The sequence below is a fragment of the Caulobacter sp. CCNWLW153 genome, assembly GCF_036889365.1.
Lineage (GTDB): Bacteria > Pseudomonadota > Alphaproteobacteria > Caulobacterales > Caulobacteraceae > Caulobacter > Caulobacter radicis.
In genome coordinates this window covers 126,228-148,333 of sequence record NZ_JBAKFV010000010.1, presented here as the reverse complement: position 1 = coordinate 148,333, position 22,106 = coordinate 126,228, and the positions used below count along the sequence as shown (strand labels likewise).

Here is a 22,106-nt window from a genome sequence, read left to right as displayed (position 1 = left end):
CTCAACTCTGGAAGGCGCCCGCAAGGGAGCACACCCATCAAGGCGCGACTAGGGCGAAGCTTGCCGCCTCGCCCCTCTCGACGCCTTGCCCCGACGCACGCCCACCCCTAGGTTCCGCCGCGTTCCAGGAGTTTCCCGCCCATGGCCTACCGCTCGCTTCGCGAATTCATCGACGTGCTGGAGGCCCAGGGCGAGCTGGTGCGGGTCAAGGAGCCGGTGTCGTCCGTGCTCGAGATGACCGAGATCCAGACCCGCCTCTTGGCCACCGGCGGCCCGGCGGTGCTGTTCGAGCACGTGCTGCTGCCCGACGGGTCGCGCTCGCCGATGCCGGCCCTGGCCAACCTGTTCGGCACGGTCAAGCGCGTGGCCATGGGCGTGACGCTGGGCGGCGAGCCGCGCACCACCGCCGGCGAGCTGCGCGAGGTGGGCGAGCTTCTGGCCTTCCTGCGCCAGCCCCAGCCGCCCAAGGGCCTGAAGGACGCCATCGACATGCTGCCGCTGGCCAGGACGGTGCTGTCGATGCGCCCGGGCACGGTCAAGAAGGCCCCCGTGCAGGACGTCGTGCTGACCGGCGACCAGATCGACCTGGCCAAGCTGCCGGTGCAGACCTGCTGGCCGGGCGAGCCCGCGCCGCTGATCACCTGGGGCCTGGTGGTCACCAAGGGCCCCAGCGACGACCGCGAGGACGACTTCAACCTCGGCATCTACCGCATGCAGGTGCTGGGCAAGGACAAGGCGATCATGCGCTGGCTGGCCCACCGCGGCGGGGCCCAGCACTACGCCCGCCACAAGAAGGCCGGCAAGAAGGAGCCCCTGCCCTGCGCCGTCGTCTTGGGCGCGGACCCCGGCACGATCCTGGCCGCCGTGACGCCGGTGCCCGACACCCTGTCGGAATACCAGTTCGCCGGCCTGATGCGCGGCGCCAAGCTGGACCTGGTCCCGTGCAAGACCGTGCCGCTGATGGTGCCGGCCCAGGCCGAGATCGTGCTGGAAGGCCACGTCCTGCTCGACGAGTACGAGGACGAGGGCCCCTACGGCGACCACACCGGCTACTACAACAGCGTCGAGAAGTTCCCGGTCTTCCAGGTGACCGCCATCACCATGCGCAAGGACCCGATCTACCTGACCACCTTCACCGGCCGTCCGCCGGACGAGCCCTCGGTCCTGGGCGAGGCGTTGAACGAGGTGTTCATCCCGCTGATCCACCAGCAGTTCCCCGAGATCGTCGACTTCTGGCTGCCGCCCGAGGGCTGCTCCTACCGCATCGCCGTGGTGTCGATGAAGAAGGCCTATCCGGGTCACGCCAAGCGGGTGATGCTGGGCGTGTGGAGCTATCTGCGCCAGTTCATGTACACCAAGTGGGTGATCGTCGTGGACCACGACATCAACGCCCGCGACTGGAAGGACGTGATGTGGGCGATCAGCACCAAGATGGATCCCGCGCGGGACATCACGGTGATCGAGCACACCCCGATCGACTATCTCGACTTCGCCTCGCCGGTCAGCGGCCTGGGCTCCAAGATCGGCCTCGACGCCACCGACAAGTGGGAGCCCGAGACGACGCGGGAATGGGGCGAGGAGATCCGCATGGACCAGTCGGTGATCGACGCGGTCAGCGAGAAGTGGTCGCGCCTGGGCCTGCCGGGCGAGGGCAAGCCGATCTGGAAGGGCAAATAGTCCGCAGCGTCTGAAATCGGGGGATTTCGTGGACCCGTTCGAGTTCTTCTTCAGCTTCTACGGCCTGCTGCTGGGCTTCTCGGTGGCCGAGCTGGTGGGCGGCTTCGCGCGCCTGCTGCACGAGCGGCGTAACGTGCGGTTCGGCTATCTGACCCCGCTCTTGGCGCTGTTCGTGGCCATCGACATCGCCAGCTTCTGGAACCAGGCCTAGGTGATCTTCCGGCCCGCACCCTACAACTACGCCCTGCTGATCGTGGGGCTGGCGGTGGCCAGCACCTTCTATGTCGCCGCCACCCAGGTGTTCCCGCGCGAACTCAAGCCGGGCGAGGACCTGGACGACCACTTCTGGACCCGCAAGCGGCTGGTGCTGCTCAGCGTCATGGGCGCCAACCTGTTGATCGTCTTCCTGTTCGTGGGCCTCATCATCCTGAACGGCGAGATCGCCAAGCTGCGGCTGGGCCCGGGCTTCTGGGTCGGCACGCCGATGTTCATGGCCCTGACCCTGGTGGCGGCCCTCTCGCGCAAGCGGCTGGTGGTGACGGGCGCCCTGGCGATCCTGCTGGCCTACCAGGCCTGGCAGATCTTCGGCTCGGCCAAGGCGCTGGTCGACAAGGGCGGCTGGCTGCTGCTCGGCGGCTGACGCCCCTTGCCTTCGCCGCGAGGAGGCGCGACGACAGGACCCATGCGCTCGACCGCTCTCCTCACCCTCGCCCTGCTCGCATTGGGAACGCCCGCCATGGCCCAGACCCCCGCCGCCCAAGCCCCCTGGGACCAGGCCTTCCTGCCCCCGGCCCCGCATTGGCAGGGCGCCAGCCAGGCGCTGATCCGCGACGCTTCCGATCCTTGGGCCACCGCCTTCGAGGCCGATCCGGCGCACGACTTCTCGCCCAACTATGTCGACACCCGCGCCTGGTTCGACAGGCTCGACAAGGCCAGCAAGCTGGTGCGCGTCGAGGACTTCGGCGTCTCGCCCGAGGGCCGGCCGATCTTCGCGGTGATCGCCAGCAAGGACGGCGACAAGCTCGACCCGAAGAAGCCGCTGCTGCTCGTGCAATGCGGCATCCACCCGGGCGAGATCGACGGCAAGGACGCGGGCATGATGCTGCTGCGCGACATGGCTTTCCACGGCAAGGACGGCCTGCTCGACAAGGTCAATTTGGTGCTGATCCCGATCCTGTCGGTCGACGGCCACGAGCGCTCGGGCCCCTATTCGCGGCCCAACCAGCGCGGGCCGCGCATCCAGGGCTGGCGCAATACCGCCACCAACCAGAACCTCAACCGCGACTTCATGAAGCTCGACCAGCCCGAGATGCAGGCGCTGAAGCGGCTTCAGGCCAAGTATCGGGCCGACCTTTACGTCGACGTCCACGTCACCGACGGCATGGATTACCAGTACGACGTCACCTACGGCTACAACGGCGAGGACGGCGTCTGGTCGCGCTCGCCGGCCACCGCCAAGTGGCTGGACGACGCCTTCAAGCCGGCGATGAACCAGAGCCTTGAGGCCGAGGGCCACATTCCGGGCGAGCTCGTCTTCGGCATCGACGAGCGCAACCCCAAGGCCGGCCTGTCGGACGGGGGCTTAGGGGAGCGGTTCTCCAACGGCTGGGGCAGCGCCGCCCACGTGCCGACCATCCTGATCGAGAACCATAGCCTGAAACCCCACGCCCAGCGCGTGCTCGGGACCTACGTCTTCATCGAGACGGCGCTGGAGCTGCTGGCGCAGAAGGGCGACACCCTGCGCGCCGCCATCGCCGCCGACAGCGCCCTGCGCCCGGCCGCCATCCCGGCCAACTTCGTCGCCGACGACAAGCCGATCGTGACCCGGGACTTCAAGGGCATCCGCTACGAGACCTACGAGAGCGTCGCCTCGGGCAAGACCGAGATCCGCTGGCTGGGCGAGGCCGACCCGGAGCTGTGGCGGCTGCCGTTCTACAGCTCGCACCCCACGCTGCAATTGGCCCGTCCCAAGGCCTACTGGGTGCCCAGCTATCGCGCCGACATCATCGAGCGCCTGAAGCTGCACGGGGTGAAGGTCGAGACGCTGGACGCCCCCAGAAACGTCTCCGTCGAGATGCTGCGCCTCGTGGACCCCAAGGTCGCCCCGCGCGCCAACGAGGGCCACGTGCAGATGAGCGTCGAGCAGGTGAAGACGCAAGCGCGTGACTGGACCTTCCCCAAGGGCTCGGTGCGGGTGTCGACCGACCAGCCGCTGGGCGACCTCGTCGTGCTGCTGCTCGAACCGCAGTCCAGCGAGAGCGTCTTCGCCTGGGGCATGGTCCCCGAGGTGCTGAGCCGCGTGGAGTATATCGAGCCCTACGCCATCGCTCCGCTGGCCGAGAAGATGATGGCCGCCGATCCGGAACTGAAAGCCGAGTTCGAGGCCAAGCTGGCCGCCGAGCCCAAGTTCGCCGCCGATCCCAACGCGCGCCTGGCCTGGTTCTACAAGCGCACGCCCTTCTACGACGACCGCCACCTGCTGTACCCGATCGCCCGGGAGAAGTAGGCGGCAAAGGTCGAGGCCCTCTTTTTCGCCCCTCTTCCAGAGGGAGAGGAAGGGTTCCCTCGGAAAAAATCACCCCTCCCAGGGCCTCTCCGTCCCATAGCGCTCGACCAGCGCTTCCACCGCCGTGCGCAGCTTCGCGCTGGGGTACGGCGTGCGCGGCCAGACCAGGTTGACCGGCAGGGGGCTGTCGAACACCCCGTCGAGCACCGTCTCCAGCCGGCCCGCCGCCAGGTCCTCGGCGACCAGCCAGCGGGGGACCATGGCGATCCCCGCGCCGACCAGCGCCGCCTGGGCCAGCATCTGGGCGTCGCCCAGCCGCACCCGGCCGTCGACCGCCAGGGTCCGCGCCGCGCCGTCCGCGTCGAAATACGGCCAGGGCGTGGGGCGGCCGTCGCGGGCCTCGACCAGGCAGTCGTGGGCGGCGAGGTCCTCGATGGTTGCCGGCCGTCCGCGCGCGTCGAGATAGGCCGGCGTCGCGCAGACCACCCGCCGCTGCCCGCCAAGCGGCCGCGCGACGAGGCCGGCGCGGTCGTCCAGCGCGCCGATCCGCACCGCCAGGTCGACGCCCTCGCCGGTCAGGTCGACCGGACGCGCCTCGAAGCTCGCCTCCAGCCGCAAGGCCGGCCAGCGGGCCAGAAGCTCCAGCAGCACCGGCATCACGAAGGCCCGGCCCAGCAGCGGCGGCAAGGCCACGCGCAGCAGGCCCGACGGCTCGCCCCGCCCCTGTCTCAGTTCGGCCTCGGCCTGGGCCAGACCCGCCAGGGCCGCCACGCAGCGGGCGTGATAGAGGCGGCCGTCCTGCGTCAGGGCCACGCTGCGTGTGGTGCGGGCCAGCAGGCGCACGCCCAGCCTGGCCTCCAGCCGCTGCACCGCCTTGCCGACCGCCGACGGCGACAGGCCGAGGGCCGGCGCGGCGGCCGCGAAGCCGCCGTGCTCGGCCACCGCCACGAAGGCGCGCACGCCGCTGTATCCGTCGAGGGAGGGGATCGAGACCATTCCGGAATTGACGTCCGCAATGATCGGAATTCAAGTCGTTTCCGTCGCCGCGCGCCGCCGCCTAAGCCTTGGCCCATGCGATACGATGACAAGACCCTGGTGGTGATCGGCGGCGGCTCGGGGATCGGGCTGGCCACGGCGAAGGCCTTCGTCGAGGGCGGCGGACGGGTGGTGATCGGCGGCCGCTCGCTCGACCGGCTCGAGGCCGCGCGCGAACGCCTGGGTCCCAACGCCCGGGCGACTGCGATCGACGTGTTCGATCCTGCCTCGGTCGCCCGGTTCTTCGCGCTGGTCGACCGCATCGACCACCTGTTCACGCCTGCCGCCGCCTACACGATCGCGCCTTTCGATCATCCCGACGAGGCGGCGCTGGCCTCGCCGTTCGACGGCAAGTTCTGGGGCCAGGTGCGCTGCGTGCGCGCCGCCGCGCCCAAGCTGTCGCCCGACGGCTCGGTGGTGCTGATGTCCGGCGCCGCCAGCGCCCGACCGCCGAAGGGCGCGGCGCTCTACGCCGCCGCCAACGGCGCCATCGAGGCTTTCGGGCGCGGGCTGGCGGTCGATCTCGCCCCCATCCGGGTCAATGTGATCGCGCCGGGCACGATCGACGGCGATCTCTGGGCCCGGCGTCCCGCGCAGGTCCGGGACGCCGCCTTCGCCGGCCAGGCCGCCGCCTCCCTGGCCGGCCGCCCCGGAACCGAGGCCGAGATCGCCCAGGCGGTGCTGTTCCTGCTGACCAACGGCTTCACCACGGGGACCACCCTGTTCGCGGACGGCGGCAGCCTCCACCCAAAGCCAAGCTTCCGTCACGTCACCAGTTGCCATCGGCGTGGAAGCCAGGGCCTTATGCGGCCCCGCTTTCTGTACGAAGGGTCCGTCGATGGACGTTTCCGCTTCCGGCCATGCCGCCGCCCTGTGGGCCGGCCTGCATGTCTTCCTGCTGCTGGTGCTGTCGCTGCTGGTCGTGCGCGGCCGCCAGAAGCACAAGGTGGCGTTGGGCGACGGCGGCGTGCCCGAGCTCGCCCAGGCCGTCCGCGCCTTCGGCAACGCCAGCGAATACATCCCCACGGGCCTGGGCGTCCTGGCGGTGCTGGCCGTGGTCGGCGCGCCGGCCATCGCCATTCACGGGGTGGGCGTTGTGCTGTTCGCCGGCCGCCTGATCCACGCCGTGGGCCTGTCGCGCAGCGGCGGCGCCTCGGTGCCGCGCGCCATCGGCATGATCTGCACCTGGCTGGCCTACGTCTTCGGCGGCGTGATCCTGCTGTTCTACGCCATCCCTTAAAACCGGAGGGCGGCGCTTGCCCCGCCCTCCCCGCCTCGCCATAAGACGCCATGGACGAAAACCTGTTGCATGACGTCGTCGCCGCCGCGCGCAAGGCCGGGGCCGACGCCGCCGAGGCCGTGTTCGCCGAGCGCCAATCCCTTTCCGTGGGCGTGCGCCTGGGCGAGCTGGAGGAAGTCGAGCGCGAGGAGGCCAAGGACCTGGGCCTGCGCGTCTTCGTCGGCCGCCGCAGCGCCACCGTCTCCGGCTCGGACGTCAGCCCCGAGGCCCGCGCCAAGCTGGTCGAGCGCGCCGTCGCCATGGCCCGCCTGGCGCCCGAGGATCCCTATGCCGGCTTCGCCCCGAACGACCGGCTGGCCAAGGGCCCGTTCCCCGACCTCGACCTGATCGACGCCTACGAGCCCTCGGCCGAGACCTTGGAAGCCCAGGCTCGCGCCGCCGAGGCCGGCGCCCGCTCCATCGAGGGCGTGACCAATTCCGACGGCGGCTCGTCCAGCTGGAGCTCGACCGTCTGGCGCCTGGTGACCAGCGACGGCTTCTCCGGCCAGCACGCCGCCACGGGCTTCGGCATCTCCGCTTCCGCCATCGCCGGCGAGGGCGCGGGCATGGAACGCGGCGGCGAGGGCCGGTCGGTCCGTCACGCCGAGGACCTGCCCTCCCCCGAGGCCATCGGCGCCAAGGCCGGCCAGCAGGCCGTCGCCCGCCTGGGCGCGCGCAAGATCGGCTCGACCACCGCCCCGGTGATCTTCGAGAACCGCCTGGCCATGTCGCTGATCAGCCCGCTGGTCGGGGCCATCTCCGGCCCGGCCATCGCCCGCGGCACCTCGTTCCTGAAGGACAGGCTGCACCAGAAGATCTTCGCCGCCGGCGTGCAGCTGACCGACGACCCGCACCGGGTGCGCGGCCTGGGCTCGGCCCCGTTCGACGACGAAGGCGTGACCACCGTGCGCCGCGCCCTGATCGACGACGGCATGCTGACCACCTGGCTGCTCAACAGCGCCAGCGCCCGCCAGCTGGGCCTTGAGACCACGGGCCACGCCTCGCGCGGCTCGGCCGGGGCGCCGGGCGTCTCGACCCACAACCTGACCCTGGAACCAGGGCAGCTGGATCTCGCCGGCCTGATGGGCCAGGCCAAGGACGGCCTCCTGATCACCTCGATGTTCGGCCCGTCGCTGAACGGCAACACCGGCGACTGGTCGGTGGGCTGCTCGGGTTTCTGGTTCGAGAACGGCCAACTGGCCTATCCGGTCACCGAGATCACCGTGGCCGGCAACCTGATCGACATCTACGGTCGGCTGGTCGTGGGCTCGGACCTGGAGCTGCGCGGCGCCAGCAACAGCCCGTCGCTGCTGGTCGACGGCCTGGCCATCGCGGGCAAATGATGAGCGACCTCGACCTGATCCTCGACGCGGCCCGCGAGGCGGGCGCCCTGGCCCTGGCGGCCCGGGCCAGGGGCGTGAAGATCTGGTCGAAGGAAGGCGGCTCGCCGGTCACCGACGCCGACCTGGCGGTCGACGCCCTGCTGAAGGAACGGCTGGGCGCGGCGCGGCCCGACTACGGCTGGCTGTCGGAGGAAACGGTCGACGACCCGGCCCGCCTGGCCACCGCCCGCCAGTTCGTGGTCGACCCGATCGACGGCACCGTCGCCTTCATGAAGGACAAGCCCTGGTTCGCCGTCTCGGTGGCGGTGGTCGAGAACGGCCGCCCGATCGCCGGCGTTGTCCACGCCCCCGCGCTCGACGAGACCTATGCGGCCACGCTGGGCGGCGGCGCGACCCTCAACGGCGCGGCCCTGACGCCAAGCCTCTCCACCACGCTGGACGGCGCGGCCATGCTGGGCGACGCCAGGATGTTCGCCCACCCCGCATGGCCGGAGCCCTGGCCGGAAATGCGCGTCGAGGCCCGCAACTCGATCGCCTACCGCATCTGCCTGGTGGCGGCCGGCGCCTTCGACGCCGCCATCGCCCTGACCCCCAAGAGCGAGTGGGACCTGGCCGCCGCCGACCTGATCTGCGGCGAGGCCGGAGCGTTGCTTACCGATCACCTCGGCCGAAAATTCGCCTATAATCGGCCGAATCCGACGGTTCCGAGCCTGGTTTGCGCGAATAGGGCGCTTCACCCGTTGATCCTGTCACGCGTCGGGCATATCGACCTGCCATAATCAAAAACTCCGCAGGATCTTGCTCCCCCATGTCCGACAAGCAGCTTCTTCATATCGTGATCGGCGGCGAACTGAAGGATGTCGCCGGCACCGAATTCCGCGACCTCTCGAAGGTCGAATTCGTCGGCGCCTACCCGACCTACAACGACGCCCACGCCGCCTGGAAGGCCAAGGCCCAGGCCACCGTCGACAACGCCCACGCCCGCTACTTCATCATCCACGCCCACAAGCTGCTGGATCCGAGCGCGGCTTAATTGAGCGGATCCTTCTCCCCTTGCGGGAGAAGGTGTCATCCGCAGGAATGACGGATGAGGGGTCGAAAGGCCTGTCCGCAGAGCTCTTCTCCCGGAGTTCTGAGAGACCCCTCACCCGACCTCCCTCCGGGAGGCCACCCTCTCCCGCAAGGGGAGAGGGACGATATCACTCCCGCCGCAGCAGCTTGTCGGTCAGCACCTTGCCCAGCATGCCGGCGCGGAAGGTCTTCTTCATCGCCACCGGATCGTAGTCGTCGCTGTCGACCCACTGGGTGAAGGTCAGGCCCTTGGGCGCGCCCTTCTCCAGGTACTGGTCGAAGGTGTAGTCGAGCACCCCGGTGTTGCCCTCCTTGATATGGAGGTAGCGGCCCGACAGCTGCTTCTTGGCCTCCTCGATCGGCAGGCCCAGGCGATAGTGGGCGTAGAGCACGCTCATGATGCCCGCCCGGTCGGCTCCCGACTTGCAGTGGATCAGGGCCGGATATTCGATCGTCTCGAACAGCGCCTTGGCGCCATGCACCCGGGCGGCGATCGGCACCTCGCGCGAGGTGATCACGAAATCGACCATCTTGATGCCCAGGCGCTCGCAGGCGTCCTTCTCCAGCGCGTAGAAGCTGCCGTCGAAGCCGCCGCGCAGGTTCACGACCGTCTTGATCCCCTGCTTCTTCCACCAGGCCAGCTGGAAGGGCCAGGGCTGGTTGGTGCGCACCAGTTCCGGGCTGATCCAGTGGGCGTTGGTGAAGCCCACGCGCAGATAGGCATGGTCGTTCCACAGGAAGTGGAGATAGGTCTTGAAGCGCCCCCAGCGCGTGGAAAGGTCGAAACCGGCCAAGTGGCGATCCTCTGAAAACGCGCCTAGATAGGGCCCACGGGGGATTATTGCAAAACCCCCGCGTCGTTTGGCGTCGCAAAGCGTGGCAGCCGAAAGTGTCAGCGGTTTCGGCGTCCGCCACGCTTTAATTCCAAAAGTGCGGCGCCGGCGTCCTTGACAGCCCTCCCTCGAAATCCGACCCCTCGCCCATGACCGATGCGCCCGCGACCGAGCTTTCCAACCGCGCCCTGGCCGCGCGGGTCTGGCGCGACTACCTGCGGCCGCGCTGGAAGGGCTTTGCGTTGTCGATGCTGGCCGCGGCCGCGGTGGCGGGCCTCAGCGCCCTGCTGGCGGCGGTGATCAAGCCGGCCATCGACGAGCTGATCACCCATCCCAAGCCGGGCGCGATCTGGTCGATCCCGCTGACCATCGCCGTGCTGGCCATGGCCCGCGGCGGCTTCCAGGTCATCCAGTCGACCGTCATCAGCCGCATCGGCAACGGCATGGTCGGCGACGTGCAGATCGCCCTGTTCGGCAAGCTGGTCCGCGCCGACCTGGCCCGCCTGCGCGGCGCCCACTCGGGCTCCTACGTCGCCTCGGTGCTCTATGACGCCGGCCTGATCCGCGAAGCCACGACCACCGGCGTCGTCAACTACGCGCGCGAGTTCCTGACGGTGATCGGGGCGCTGGCCGTGATGTTCTACTACGACCCGATCCTGGCGGCGGGCATCCTGATCCTGGCGCCGCTGGCCAGCCTGATCATGCGGCGGTTCTCCAAGAAGACCACCAAGGCCGCCAAGGGCGCCATGGGCGAGACCTCCAACCTGTCGACGGCGATCATGGAGAGCCTGGACGGCATCAAGATCGTCAAGATGGAGAACCGCGAGGCCTATGAGGAAGGCCGCGTCGCCGCCGTCGTCGAGCGCCGCCAGCACCACCTGATCAAGGGCAGCAACGCCCGGGCCATGGCCGCCCCGGCGACCGAGACCTTCACCACCCTGATCACCGCCGCCGTCTTCGTCTATGCCGGCTGGCGCGCGACCGCCGGAGCCGGCCTGCTGGGCGGCAGCCTGACCGCCGGCGACTTCTTCGCCTTCCTCACCGCCCTGCTGATGGCCGCGCAGTCGCTGCGCCAGGTGGCCAACCTGCAGACGGTGTTCAGCGAGGGCTTCACCGCCGCCCGCCGCCTGTTCGCCGCGCTCGACGTCGCGCCGGCCATCGTCGAGCCCGCCGGCGCCGCGCCGCTGCCCCCCGGCGACGGCTCGGTGAGCCTCGAGCATGTCGACTTCGCCTATGGGGAAGGCGCGCCGGCCCTGTCGGACGTGTCGCTGCGGGTGCGCAAGGGCGAGACCGTGGCCCTGGTCGGTCCGTCGGGCGGCGGCAAGAGCTCGATCCTCAACCTGATCCCGCGCTTCTACGACGTGACCGGCGGAACGGTCAGCGTCGACGGCCATGACGTGCGCTCGGTGACCCTGGCCTCCCTGCGCGACCGCATCGCCCTGGTGACGCAGGAGCCGTTCCTGTTCGACGACACCATCCGCGCCAACATCGCCTACGCCAAGCCGGACGCCAGCGACGCCGAGATCGAGGCCGCCGCCCGCCAGGCCGCCGCCCACGACTTCGTCAGCGTCCTGCCCGAAGGCTACGAGACCCGCGTCGGCGAGGCCGGGACGCGGCTGTCGGGCGGCCAGCGCCAGCGCATCGCCATCGCCCGCGCCTTCCTCAAGAACGCCCCGATCCTGCTGCTCGACGAGGCCACCAGCGCGCTGGACACCGAGAGCGAGGCCCTGGTCCAGGCGGCGCTGGAGCGGCTGATGGCCGGTCGCGCCACCATCCTGATCGCCCACCGCCTGTCGACCGTGAAGCACGCCGACCGCATCTACGTCATCGACAGGGGCCGCGTCGTCGAGACCGGAACCCACGCGGGCCTGGTCCGCGCCAAGGGCCTCTACGCCCGCCTGGCCAAGGCCCAGGACCTCGACCACGCCCCCACTCCGGATTCCGAGGAGACCGCCTCTTGAGGCCTCTGCGTTCCCCCCTGGTCATCAAGATCCTGTCCTCGATCTTCGCCGGCTATTCCAAGCTCGTCTTCATGACCCTGCGCATGACCGTCGAGGGCCAGGACAAGGCCGAGGCCGTGTGGGCCCAGGGCCGCACCAAGGGGACGGGCGCGATCCTGTGTTTCTGGCACTCGCGGATCCCGATGTCGCCGCTCTCCTGGCCGCAGAGCCCGGCCCGCCAGGACATGCGCGCCCTGATCTCGCTGTCCAACGACGGCGAATTCATCGCCCGCACGGTCGAAAAGCTGGGCTTCCCGTCGATCCGCGGCTCGTCGGCAAAGAAGACGGATCTGGCCAAGAACAAACACGGCGAGCAGGCCTTCCGCGACATGGTCAAGTGGGTGAAGGACGGCGGCGGCATCGCCATCACCCCCGACGGCCCGCGCGGCCCGGCCGAGCACATGGAGAAGGGCACGCCGTCCCTGGCCCGCGTCACCGGCGCGCCGGTGATCTTCGTCGGCCTGGCCGCCAAGCCCTGCATCCGCCTGGGCTCCTGGGACGCCACCCTGATCCCCCTGCCCTTCGCCAAGGCCGCCATGGTCTGGGACGGCCCCACGGGCGCGGGCCGCGGCGACGATCCCGAGACCCTCGCCGAAGACTGGGCCGACCGACTTTCGGCCGTGACGAGGCGGGCGGAAGAACTGGTGGGGTTGGAGGACTGAAATCCTCCCCCTCTGGGGGAGGTGTCGGCGAAGCCGACGGAGGGGGGCCGTTTTCAGCTTCCGCGGAACCGGCCGATTTCTCCCCCCGCCGATCGCTTCGCGATCGCCTCCCCCACAGGGGGAGGTTCTCGACGATTGATCCCCGCCCGCCTTGGTGGGATGTAGACCCATGCCGCACGACCATCCGGGCCACGATCACGACCACGATCATCATGACCATGACCACGGTCATGAGCATCACCATGGGCACGCCCACGGTCATTCGCATGGCCACGGCCACGGGCATCACGGACACAGCCACGCCCCGGCCGACTTCGGGCGCGCCTTCGCCATCGGCACGGCGCTGAACCTGGCCTTCGTGGCCGCCGAGGCCGCCGCCGGCTTCTTCACCGGCTCGCTGGCCCTGCTGGCCGACGCCGGGCACAATCTTTCCGACGTGCTGGGCCTGCTGCTGGCCTGGGGGGCTTCGGTGCTGGCCAAGCGCGCGCCCACCGGCCGGCGCACCTACGGCCTGCGCAAGGGCACCATCCTGGCCTCGCTGACCAACGCCGCCCTGCTGCTGGTGGCGGTCGGCGCCATCGCCTGGGAGGCCGTGCGCCGCTTCGCCGACCCGCAGCCGGTGCAGACCGGCCCGGTGATGATCGTCGCGGCCATCGGCATCGCCATCAACACCGCCACGGCCCTGATGTTCATGAAGGGCAGCAAGGACGACCTCAACGTGCGGGGCGCCTTCCTGCACATGGCCGCCGACGCCGCCGTCTCGGCCGGCGTGGTGGTCGCGGCCCTGGCCATGTGGGCCACCGGCTGGCTGTGGCTGGATCCGGTGGTCAGCCTGGCCATCGTCGTGGTCATCGTGCTGGGCACCTGGGGCCTGCTGCGCGACTCCCTGGACCTGGCGCTGGACGCCGCCCCGCGCGGCATCGATCCCAAGGCCGTCGCCGACTGGCTGGCCGCCCAACCGGGCGTGGCCGAGGTGCACGACCTGCACATCTGGGCCATGAGCACCACCGAGACGGCGATGACCGCCCACCTGGTGCGTCCCGACGAGGCCGACCACGACCAGTTCCTGCACGACGTCTGCGGGCAACTGTCCAAGCGCTTCAACATCGGCCACTCGACCATCCAGATCGAGCGCGGCGGGCAGGCCCATCCCTGCGCCCTGGCCGCCGAAGGCAGCGTGTGAGCCTGCCCTTCTCCCTGGCCCTCTATCGCGCCGCGACCACGGCCCTGACGCCGATCGCGCCGGCCCTGCTGCGCAGGCGCGCCGGCAAGGGCAAGGAAGATCCCACCCGGCTCGACGAGCGCCTCGGTCGCCCCGCGATTCCGCGCCCGCCCGGCGTGCTGGTCTGGCTGCACGGCGCCAGCGTCGGCGAGAGCCTGTCGATCCTGCCGCTGGTCGAGCGCCTGCGCGCCGAGCGCCCCGACGCCAGCGTGCTGGTCACCTCGGGCACCGTCACGTCCGCCGAGCTTCTGGCCAAGCGCCTGCCGCCGGGCGCGATCCACCAGTACCTGCCCGTCGACACGCCGAGCGGCGCGGCCCGCTTCCTCGACCACTGGCGGCCGGACCTGGCCGTCTTCGTCGAGAGCGAACTGTGGCCCAACCTGCTGCTGGGGGCCAAGGCGCGGGGAACCAAGCTCGCCCTGGTCTCGGCCAAGCTGTCGGACAAGAGCTATCGCAGCTGGCAGGCGCGCCCCCTGGCGGCGGCTTGGCTGTTCGCGGGCTTCGACCTGATCCTGGCCCAGGATGGCCGCGCCGCCGACCGCTTCGCCAGCCTGGGCGGAACCGTGGCCGGGGAAGCCGACCTGAAGTTCGGCTCGCCGCCCCTGCCGGTCGACGAGGCCGAGTACGCCCGCCTGCGCTTCCAGCTGGACGATCGGCCGCTGCTGCTGGCCGCCAGCACCCACCCCGGCGAGGACGAGATCGTGCTCGACGCCGTGGCCGGCTTCCACCTGGCCCCGCGCCTGGTGATCGTTCCGCGCCACCCGGCTCGGGGCGAGGCGGTCCTGGAGATGGCCAAGGCCCGCGGCCTCGAGGCGGTGCGCCGCAGCCAGGCGCCTGACGCCGTGGCCGAGGTGATCGTCGCCGACACCCTGGGCGAGCTGGGCCTGTGGTATCGCCTCGCCGACCTGGCCCTGGTCTGCGGCAGCCTGGTTCCCGGGATCGGCGGGCACAACCCGCTGGAGCCGGCGCGTCTGGACTGCCCGATCGTCTCGGGTCCCCACGTCGAGAACTGGCTGACCGCCTATGCCGACCTGGCCGCCGTCGAGGGCGTGACCTATGCCGACGGCCCGGTGCTGGGCCAGCGGCTGTCGGCCATGCTGGAGACGCCCGAGCGGCTCAAGGCCCAGGCGGCCCGCGCCAGGGCCTTCGTCGAGGCCCGCGACGCCGCCGCGCAGGCGGGCCTGTCGCGCATCCTCGAACTCGCGCCGCCCAACCTTGTGCAAGGGGTTTCCGCATGAAGCTTTCGACCCCCCGCTGGTGGTATCGCCGCGAGGGCGGCCCAGCCCCGCTGACCCGCGCCCTGCTGACCCCGCTGTCGTGGATCTGGGCCAGCGCCACCGCCCGCCGCATCGCCAGGGCGACCCCGGCCGATCCGGGCGCGCCGGTGATCTGCGTCGGCAACCTCACCGCCGGGGGCGTGGGCAAGACCCCGATCGTGCGCGAACTGCTGCTTGTGCTGAACAACGGCGGCGTGGCGGCCCATGGCCTGTCGCGCGGCTATGGCGGCTCGCTGAAAGGGCCGCTGCGGGTGGATCCGAGCCGCCACAAGGCCGGCGAGGTCGGCGACGAGCCGCTGATGCTGGCCCAGGACTTCCCGATCTGGATCTCGCGCGACCGCGTGGCCGGGGCGACCGCCGCCGCCGCGGCCGGCGCCCAGGTCATCGTCATGGACGACGGCCACCAGAACCCGGACCTGGCCAAGACCCTGTCGCTGGTGGTGGTCGACGGCGAGACACGCGACGACGAGTGGCCGTTCGGCGACGGCCGGGTGTTTCCCGCCGGGCCCATGCGCGAGCCCCTCGCCGTAGGATTGGCGCGCGCCGACGCGGTGATCGTGCTGCTGCCGGCCGACCTGCCGCAAGCCGATCCGGCCCTGCTCGACCTCTTGGCCTCCAAGCCCGTGCTGATCGCCCGGCTGGAGCCGGCCGCCCCGCCGCCGGGCGGGCCGCAGGTCGGCTTCGCCGGCGTCGGCAAGCCGTGGAAGGTCGAGCGCGCCCTGCAGGCCGCCGGCTGCGACCTCGTCGACTTCGCCCCCTTCCCCGACCACGGCGCCTATAGCGAAGACACCCTGCGGGGCCTGGCCGAACGCGCCCGTGACCTCGGCGCCAGCCTGATCACCACCGAGAAGGACTGGATCCGCCTGCCCCCCGCCTGGCGCGAACGCGTCGCGGCCTGGCCCGTGCGGGCCCGGTTCGAGGATGAGGAAGCGCTGGCGCGGGTGCTGGCGGGGGTTTCCTGATCCTTCTCCCCTTGCGGGAGAAGGTGTCATCCGAAGGATGACGGATGAGGGGTCGAAAAGCCTGTCCGCAACCTTCTGAGAGACCCCTCACCCGACCTCCCTCCGGGAGGCCACCCTCTCCCGCAAGGGGAGAGGGCTTATTTGACGACCACCCCGCCCTTGATCACCGTCTCCACCTTCTGGAGCACCGATACATCCGCCAGGGGGTCGCCCGACACCGCCACCAGGTCGGCGGCCTTGCCCGGGGCCAGCGAGCCGACCTCGGCCGAGACGCCCAGGTGGTCGGCGGCGTTGACGGTGGCGGCGCGGATGGCGTCCAGCGGCGACAGGCCCGCGCGGTTCAGCAGCACGAACTCGTAGGCGTTGTCGCCGTGGGCCGAGACGCCGCTGTCGGTGCCGAAGGCGATCTTGACGCCGCCGGCGTTGGCCCGGCGGGCCATGTCCAGCATCTTGGGGCCGGCTTCCAGGGCCTTGGCGGTCTGGGCGGGCGTGAAGAAGTTGCCCGGGCTGGCGGCGATGCGGGCCACGTAGTCGCCGGCCATCAGGGTCGGCACCAGATAGGCGCCGTTCTTCTTGAAGAGGGCGATGCTGTCGTTGTCGAGATAGGTGCCGTGCTCGATGGAGTCGCCGCCGGCCTTGAGGAAGGCGTTGATGCCGTCGACGCCGTGCGCGTGGGCGGTGACGCGACGGCCCATGCGGTGGGCGCTCTCGACGATGGCGGCCAGTTCGTTGTCGGAAAACTGCTGGCTCAGGCCCGCTGCGGTGTTGGACAGCACGCCCCCGGTGGCGGTGATCTTGATGATGTCGGCGCCGCGCCAGACCTGCTCGCGCACCGCGCGGCGGCAGTCGTCGGGGCCCGAGCACACCGATTCCGGCCGCAGCACGTGCATGACCTCCTCGCTGTAGCCGTTGACGTCGCCGTGGCCGCCGTGGATCGACACGGCCGAGCCGGCGGCGATGATCCGCGGGCCCACGACGTCGCCGCGTTTGACGCCGGCGCGCAGGGCGAAGATGGCGGCGTTGTCGGCCCCCAGGTCGGCGACGGTGGTGAAGCCGGCCATCAGGGTCTTGCGGGCGTAGCCGGCCCCGACCATGGCCTGGTCGGCCGACGACTGGGTCACCTCGTCGAGGCGCGAGGTCGGGCCCTGCTGGCCGGTCAGGTGCACGTGGCTGTCGATGAAGCCGGGCAGCACGAAGCGGTCCTTGAGGTCGACCACCACCCCGCCGGGCTCGGACACGTAGCCGTCGGCGATCCTCACCACCTTGCCGTCCTGCAGCACCACCGTCTTGGCGGTCTCGACCTTGCCGCTGGCCGGGTCGGCCAGCAGCTTGCCGGCCTGGACGAAGGTCAGCGGACCGGCCGCTTGAGCCGCCGCGAACGACAGGGCGGCGGCCGCGACGCCGAGCGCGGCGGCCAGGAAACGGATACGCATGAAGAGAGCCCCTCTGAACGATCTCGCCCCTCCCCAGGGGCGTTTGCGGCAGGATGGCGGGGCGCGAGCGAGGCGTCACGCCATATTTCGTAGATCCTCCCCCTCTGGGGGAGGTGTCGGCAAAGCCGACGGAGGGGGGCCGTTTTCAACATCCGCGGAGGCGGCCGATCTCCCCCCACCGATCGCTTCGCGATCGCCTCCCCCACAGGGGGAGGTTCCTTACGCCGCCCCCGCCTTCCGCGCGAAGGCCCACGCCCCCTTGGCCAGCACCGGCACCCGGGCCTCCATCAGCTGGGCATGGGCGCTGGCGGCGGTGCCGTCGCGCACGCGGCCGACGATGCCCTGGCAGATGCCGGCCAGGCGGAAGAGGTTGTAGCTGAAGTACCAGTCCAGCTGCGGCAGGCCCTTCCGGCCCGTGGCGGCGCAGTAGCGGGCCACGGCCTCCTCAATGGTCGGGATGCCGTAGGCCGTCAGGTCGGTGATCTCGGCCAGGCCCCCGCGCTGGTCGGACGGCATCACCCAGTTCATCAGGAAGTAGGTGAAGTCGGCCAGCGGATTGCCCAGGGTCGACAGCTCCCAGTCCAGCACCGCGATCACCTTCGGCTCGGTGGGATGCAGGATCATGTTGTCGAGACGGTAGTCGCCATGGACGATCGAGGTCTGGTCGTCGGCCGGCGCGCTGGCCGGCAGCCAGTCGATCAGCCGGTCCATCTCGTCGATCTTCGTCGTCTCGCTTGCGCGGTACTGCTTGGTCCAGCGGTCGATCTGGCGGGTGAAGTAGTTGCCCGGCTTGCCGTAGTCGGCCAGGCCAACGGCGGCGTAGTCAACGGTGTGCAGGGCCGCCAGGGTGTCGATCTGGGCCTCGTAGATCGCCCGCCGCTCGGCCGGCTGATAGTCGGGCAGCGTGCCGTCCCAGAGGATGCGGCCCTCGACGTTGTCCATCACGTAGAAGATCGTGCCGATCACGCCCTCGTCCATGCACAGGGCGTAGGGCCGGGCGACGGGGAAGCTGGCCTGGTGCAGGCCCGAGATCACCTTGAACTCACGATCGACGGCGTGGGCGCTGGGCAGCAGCTTGCCGGGCGGCTTGCGGCGCAGGACGTAGCGCTTGGCGGGCGTCACGAGCTGGTAGGTGGGGTTGGATTGCCCGCCCTTGAACTGGCGCACCTCAAGCGGGCCGGCATAGCCCTCGACATTGGCCTCCAGCCAGGCGGCCAGGGCGGCCTCGTCGATCGCATGGCGCGGATCGACCGGCTTGGTGCCCGAATTCAGCTCCTGAGCGGACGGCTCGGCCACGGCGCTTCACTCCCAACATTTGTTTGAATGGGAGTTTAGAGGCGGAAGCGCGGGTGGCAAGCAGCAACAGACCCTCTCCCTGTGGGAGAGGTGTCGGCGAAGCCGACGGAGAGGGGAGTACTGCGAGATGGGCCGCTTCAGCGGAAGCTGAAAACGTCCCCCCTCCGGCCCTCTGGGCCACCTCCCCCAAAGGGGGAGGATCTGGAAGCGTCGGCGCCAAGCAGATGCTCCCCCTCCGGGGGAGCTGTCGCCCCCGGGTCCAGCCAAAGGCTGGCCCGAGGATAAACTCCGCGACCGAGGGGGCCTCCCCCGCTCAGTGCTGGCTGAGCGCCCGCCAGCCGATGTCGCTGCGGTAGAAGCCGCCTTCCAGCGACACCGTGCCCAGGGCGGCATAGGCCACGTCGCGGGCCTCGTGCAGGGTCGCGCCCAGGGCGCAGACGTTGAGCACCCGGCCGCCGGAGGCCACCAGCTTGCCATCGGCGTCGCGGGTCGTGCCGGCGTGGAAGATCTCGGCCTCGTGGCCGTAGTCGGCCTCGGCGCCCTGGATCAGGCCGCCGGTCTTGGGGGCGTCGGGATAGCCCTCGGCGGCCAGCACCACGCAGATCGCCGCCTCGTCGCGCCACTTGGGCGGCTCGGCGCTCGCCAGCTGACCTAGCGCCGCGGCCAGCAGGGTCGGGACGATGTCGCTTTCCAGACGCAGCATCAGCACCTGGCACTCCGGATCGCCGAAGCGGGCGTTGTATTCGACGAGCTTGGGGCCCGCCGGCGTCAGCATCAGGCCGGCATAGAGCACGCCCACGTACGGATTGCCCTCGGCGGCCATGCCCTCGACGGTCGGCACGATCAGCTCGCGCCAGGCCTGCTCGACCAGGGCTTGCGTCAGCACGGGCGGCGGCGAATAGGTGCCCATGCCGCCGGTGTTGGGACCCTCGTCGCCGTCATAGGCGCGCTTGTGGTCCTGGGCCGCGCCGAAGAGGACGGCGGTCTTGCCGTCGCACACCGCGAAGAGGGAGGCCTCCTCGCCGTGCATGAACTCCTCGATGACGACGCGAGCGCCGGCCGAGCCGAAGCGGCCGCCCAGCATGTCGACCACCGCCGCGTCGGCCGCCTCGCGCGTCTCGGCGATCACGACGCCCTTGCCGGCGGCCAGGCCGTCGGCCTTGATCACGAACGGCGCTTCCAGCGTGTCGAGGAAGACGCCGGCGCTGGCCGCGTCCTCGAACACGCCGTAGGCCGCCGTCGGCAGGTCGTGGCGCTTGCAGAAGTCCTTGGTGAAGGCCTTGGAGGTTTCCAGCTGGGCGGCGCGCTGGCTGCCGCCGAAGCAGGGAATGCCGATCTGCGCCAGCTTGTCGGCGAGGCCGACTTCGAGCGCCGACTCCGGCCCGACCACCACCAGGTCCGCGCCGATCTCCCGGGCCAGGGCCACCAGGCCGTCGGCGTCGGTCGCCTTGACGGCGGCCAGCTCGGCCATGGCCGCGATGCCCGGATTGCCCGGGGCGGCGACGAGGCGGCCGCACAGCGGCGATTGCGCGATCTTCCAGGCCAGGGCGTGCTCGCGCCCGCCGGACCCGACGAGGAGGATGGTCAGCTTTTCCATGAACCGGGGATGTCGCGCGCGCGGGGGCGCGGGTCAAGCGCCCGCTGCGTCCGATCGTCCATCACCCCCTCCTGCGACGCTTGGCCCGATTGCCAGGCGCCCCGCGCGCGGGCTTCTTTCTGTGCAAATTCGCGCGTCCAGGGCAGGACGCGCGCCACGGGGCTGCCTCGAGACACATGGCCAAGGACGACCATCACCTTCCGCGCGACCCAGCGGCCGCGTCGGACGCCGCTTCCCACCCGTCGAAAGCCCTGCACTCCTGGGCCTTCCTCGACGCCGTGGTCGAGAGCGTGCCGGCCATGCTGGTGGTCAAGAACGGCCGCGACGGCCGCTTCGTGCTGGTCAACCGCACGGGCGAGGAACTGCTGGGCGTGCCGCGCGAGGACCTGATCGGCCGCAACGACGCCGATTTCTTCCCGCCCGAGCAGGCCGCCTTCTTCGCCGAGATGGACGCCAAGGTGCTGGCCAGCGACCGCCTGTGGGTGATCGACGAAGAGCCCCTGAAGACCCCGCACAACGGCGACCGCTGGCTGCAGACCAAGAAGATCGCCATCCCCGGCGAGGGCGACGAGAAGCTGCTGCTGATCATCAGCGAGGACATCACCGAGCGGAAGAAGTCGGCGATCGCGCTGGAGGCCGCGCTCGAACGGGCCCGCGCCGCCAGCGTCGCCAAGTCAGAATTCCTGGCCAATATGAGCCACGAGATCCGCACCCCGCTGAACGGCGTGCTGGGCATGGCCCAGGTGCTGGCCCAGACCGAGCTGACCCCGCGCCAGCGCGAGATGATGGACGTGATCCTCAGCTCCGGCCGCACCCTGAACGCCCTGCTCAGCGGGATCCTGGATCTGGCCAAGATCGAGGCCGGCGAGATCGAGCTGGAAGCCGCGCCCTTCGACCTGCGCGCGGCGGTGACCGCCTGCGCGGCCACCTTCGAGGGCCTGGCCCACCAGAAGGGGCTGTCCTTCTCGCTGAAGTTCGACGAGCCCTTCCCGCAGCGGGTCACCGGAGACGCGCTGAAGTTCGGCCAGATCGTCAACAACCTGATCAGCAACGCGGTGAAGTTCACCTGCGAGGGCTCGGTCAGCGTCCACGCCGGCGCCAGGGCCGTCGAAGGGCCTGATGGCGACGAGGTGCTGCTGACCCTCACCGTCGAGGACACCGGCGAGGGCTTCACGCCCGAGGTGCAGGCCAGCCTGTTCGAGCGCTTCGTGCAGGGCGACGGCTCGATCACCCGCCGGTTCGGCGGCTCGGGCCTTGGCCTGTCGATCGCCCAGCGCTTCGCCAAGCTGATGGGCGGCGACATCGCCTGCGTCTCGACGCCCGGCGAAGGCGCCCGCTTCACCCTGACCGCCCGTCTCGCCCCGGCCGCCCCGGAAGCCCCGGCGCCGGCCCGGCGCGCGCCGAAGGCCGCCACGCCCGAGCGTCTGCGGGTGCTGCTGGCCGAGGACCACCCGACCAACCAGCGGGTGGTCGAGCTGATGCTCGACGGCGTCGCCGACGTGGTCGTCACCGAGGACGGCGAGGCGGCCCTGCGCGCCTACCAGGCGCAGGACTTCGACCTCGTTCTGATGGACACCCAGATGCCGGTGATGGACGGACTGACGGCCATCCAGGAGATCCGCCAGCGCGAGCGGGCCGCCGGCCGCGGGCGCATCCCGATCATCTCGCTGACCGCCAACGCCATGCCCCACCAGGTGGAAGCCTGCCTGGCGGCCGGCGCCGACCTGCACCTGGCCAAGCCGATCACGGTCTCCGCCCTGTTCGACGCCATCGCCGAGGCCTGCGAACTGGCGACGGAGCGGGTTTAACACCCATTCATCCCGTCTTCCCGCCCTTGTGGCGGGAACCCCTCTGCCAGCCGCAAGGGCGGGAATGACGCGAGTTTTGGAGGCGGATAGAGGGCCCGCCACGAC

At 70.5% G+C, this 22,106-nt stretch carries 17 protein-coding genes and 2 pseudogenes; 14 read left to right on the top strand and 5 right to left on the bottom strand.

Annotated features, from left to right (window positions below):
* Positions 1-141 precede the first annotated feature (141 nt).
* From V6S85_RS16515 to V6S85_RS16505, 3 genes and pseudogenes are all read left to right on the top strand, one after another.
* Positions 142-1,677, top strand: a complete 1,536-nt coding sequence (locus V6S85_RS16515; protein WP_334349595.1) for a UbiD family decarboxylase — start codon at positions 142-144, stop codon at positions 1,675-1,677.
* Positions 1,678-1,705: 28 nt separating this feature from the next.
* A pseudogene (locus V6S85_RS16510) lies at positions 1,706-2,317 on the top strand (hypothetical protein).
* A 42-nt stretch (positions 2,318-2,359) separates the two neighbouring features.
* Positions 2,360-4,183 (top strand): M14 family metallopeptidase, encoded by a 1,824-nt coding sequence (locus V6S85_RS16505; protein ID WP_334349594.1) that lies wholly within the window; start codon positions 2,360-2,362, stop codon positions 4,181-4,183.
* Between the two features lie 69 nt (positions 4,184-4,252).
* Here V6S85_RS16505 and V6S85_RS16500 read toward each other — a convergent pair whose 3' ends face one another.
* Positions 4,253-5,179 carry a LysR family transcriptional regulator gene (locus V6S85_RS16500; protein WP_334349593.1) on the bottom strand — a complete coding sequence of 309 codons (927 nt, stop codon included), beginning with the start codon at positions 5,177-5,179 and terminating at the stop codon, positions 4,253-4,255.
* 75 nt (positions 5,180-5,254) lie between these two features.
* Here V6S85_RS16500 and V6S85_RS26645 point away from each other — a divergent pair.
* The 5 genes and pseudogenes from V6S85_RS26645 to V6S85_RS16475 all read left to right on the top strand — a co-directional run.
* Positions 5,255-5,899 (top strand): annotated as a pseudogene (locus V6S85_RS26645) (SDR family NAD(P)-dependent oxidoreductase); the annotation flags it as partial.
* A gap of 157 nt (positions 5,900-6,056) precedes the next feature.
* Positions 6,057-6,458: an MAPEG family protein gene (locus tag V6S85_RS16490; protein ID WP_116488312.1), complete on the top strand. Its 402-nt coding sequence runs from the start codon at positions 6,057-6,059 to the stop codon at positions 6,456-6,458.
* Between the two features lie 50 nt (positions 6,459-6,508).
* Entirely contained in the window at positions 6,509-7,840 is a 1,332-nt protein-coding gene (locus V6S85_RS16485; RefSeq protein WP_334349591.1) for a TldD/PmbA family protein, read from the top strand.
* Positions 7,840-8,619, top strand: coding sequence for a 3'(2'),5'-bisphosphate nucleotidase CysQ (locus V6S85_RS16480; RefSeq protein WP_334349589.1), 780 nt, complete (start codon positions 7,840-7,842; stop codon positions 8,617-8,619). The genes V6S85_RS16485 and V6S85_RS16480 overlap by 1 nt, the downstream gene beginning before the upstream one ends.
* 29 nt (positions 8,620-8,648) lie before the next feature.
* A complete protein-coding gene (locus tag V6S85_RS16475) occupies positions 8,649-8,873 on the top strand; it encodes a DUF4170 domain-containing protein (RefSeq protein WP_101716954.1) in 225 nt (74 codons plus the stop codon).
* Positions 8,874-9,039: 166 nt separating this feature from the next.
* Here V6S85_RS16475 and V6S85_RS16470 read toward each other — a convergent pair whose 3' ends face one another.
* Positions 9,040-9,705, bottom strand: coding sequence for a fused DSP-PTPase phosphatase/NAD kinase-like protein (locus V6S85_RS16470; RefSeq protein WP_116569632.1), 666 nt, complete (start codon positions 9,703-9,705; stop codon positions 9,040-9,042).
* A gap of 188 nt (positions 9,706-9,893) precedes the next feature.
* Here V6S85_RS16470 and V6S85_RS16465 point away from each other — a divergent pair, with 188 nt between their 5' ends.
* The 5 genes from V6S85_RS16465 to lpxK all read left to right on the top strand — a co-directional run bounded on the left by V6S85_RS16465 (position 9,894) and on the right by lpxK (position 15,867).
* A complete protein-coding gene (locus V6S85_RS16465; RefSeq protein ID WP_334349588.1) occupies positions 9,894-11,705 on the top strand; it encodes an ABC transporter ATP-binding protein in 1,812 nt (603 codons plus the stop codon).
* Positions 11,702-12,406 (top strand): lysophospholipid acyltransferase family protein, encoded by a 705-nt coding sequence (locus V6S85_RS16460; RefSeq protein ID WP_334349587.1) that lies wholly within the window; start codon positions 11,702-11,704, stop codon positions 12,404-12,406. Before V6S85_RS16465 ends, V6S85_RS16460 begins: the two co-directional genes overlap by 4 nt.
* 169 nt (positions 12,407-12,575) lie before the next feature.
* Positions 12,576-13,589: a cation diffusion facilitator family transporter gene (locus tag V6S85_RS16455; RefSeq protein WP_334349586.1), complete on the top strand. Its 1,014-nt coding sequence runs from the start codon at positions 12,576-12,578 to the stop codon at positions 13,587-13,589.
* A 2-nt stretch (positions 13,590-13,591) separates the two neighbouring features.
* Positions 13,592-14,866 carry a 3-deoxy-D-manno-octulosonic acid transferase gene (locus V6S85_RS16450; protein ID WP_442885675.1) on the top strand — a complete coding sequence of 425 codons (1,275 nt, stop codon included), beginning with the start codon at positions 13,592-13,594 and terminating at the stop codon, positions 14,864-14,866.
* Positions 14,863-15,867, top strand: a complete 1,005-nt coding sequence (gene lpxK / locus V6S85_RS16445; RefSeq protein WP_116569637.1) for a tetraacyldisaccharide 4'-kinase — start codon at positions 14,863-14,865, stop codon at positions 15,865-15,867. The genes V6S85_RS16450 and lpxK overlap by 4 nt, the downstream gene beginning before the upstream one ends.
* A 137-nt stretch (positions 15,868-16,004) precedes the next feature.
* Here the strand turns inward: lpxK and V6S85_RS16440 are convergent, their stop codons facing one another.
* The 3 genes from V6S85_RS16440 to purD form a co-directional block, all read right to left on the bottom strand.
* Entirely contained in the window at positions 16,005-17,300 is a 1,296-nt protein-coding gene (locus tag V6S85_RS16440) for a metal-dependent hydrolase family protein (protein ID WP_116569638.1), read from the bottom strand.
* Positions 17,301-17,519: 219 nt separating this feature from the next.
* The gene (locus V6S85_RS16435; RefSeq protein ID WP_334349584.1) at positions 17,520-18,596 is read right to left on the bottom strand and encodes a phosphotransferase family protein; all 1,077 of its coding nucleotides are present in this window, start codon (positions 18,594-18,596) and stop codon (positions 17,520-17,522) included.
* Positions 18,597-18,909: 313 nt separating this feature from the next.
* Complete coding sequence (purD, locus tag V6S85_RS16430) at positions 18,910-20,193, bottom strand: phosphoribosylamine--glycine ligase (protein WP_116569640.1); 1,284 nt, start codon at positions 20,191-20,193, stop codon at positions 18,910-18,912.
* Positions 20,194-20,369: 176 nt separating this feature from the next.
* Between purD and V6S85_RS16425 the strand changes: the two genes are divergently transcribed.
* Positions 20,370-22,001, top strand: a complete 1,632-nt coding sequence (locus V6S85_RS16425; protein ID WP_334349583.1) for a PAS domain-containing sensor histidine kinase — start codon at positions 20,370-20,372, stop codon at positions 21,999-22,001.
* The last annotated feature ends 105 nt before the right edge of the window (positions 22,002-22,106 follow it).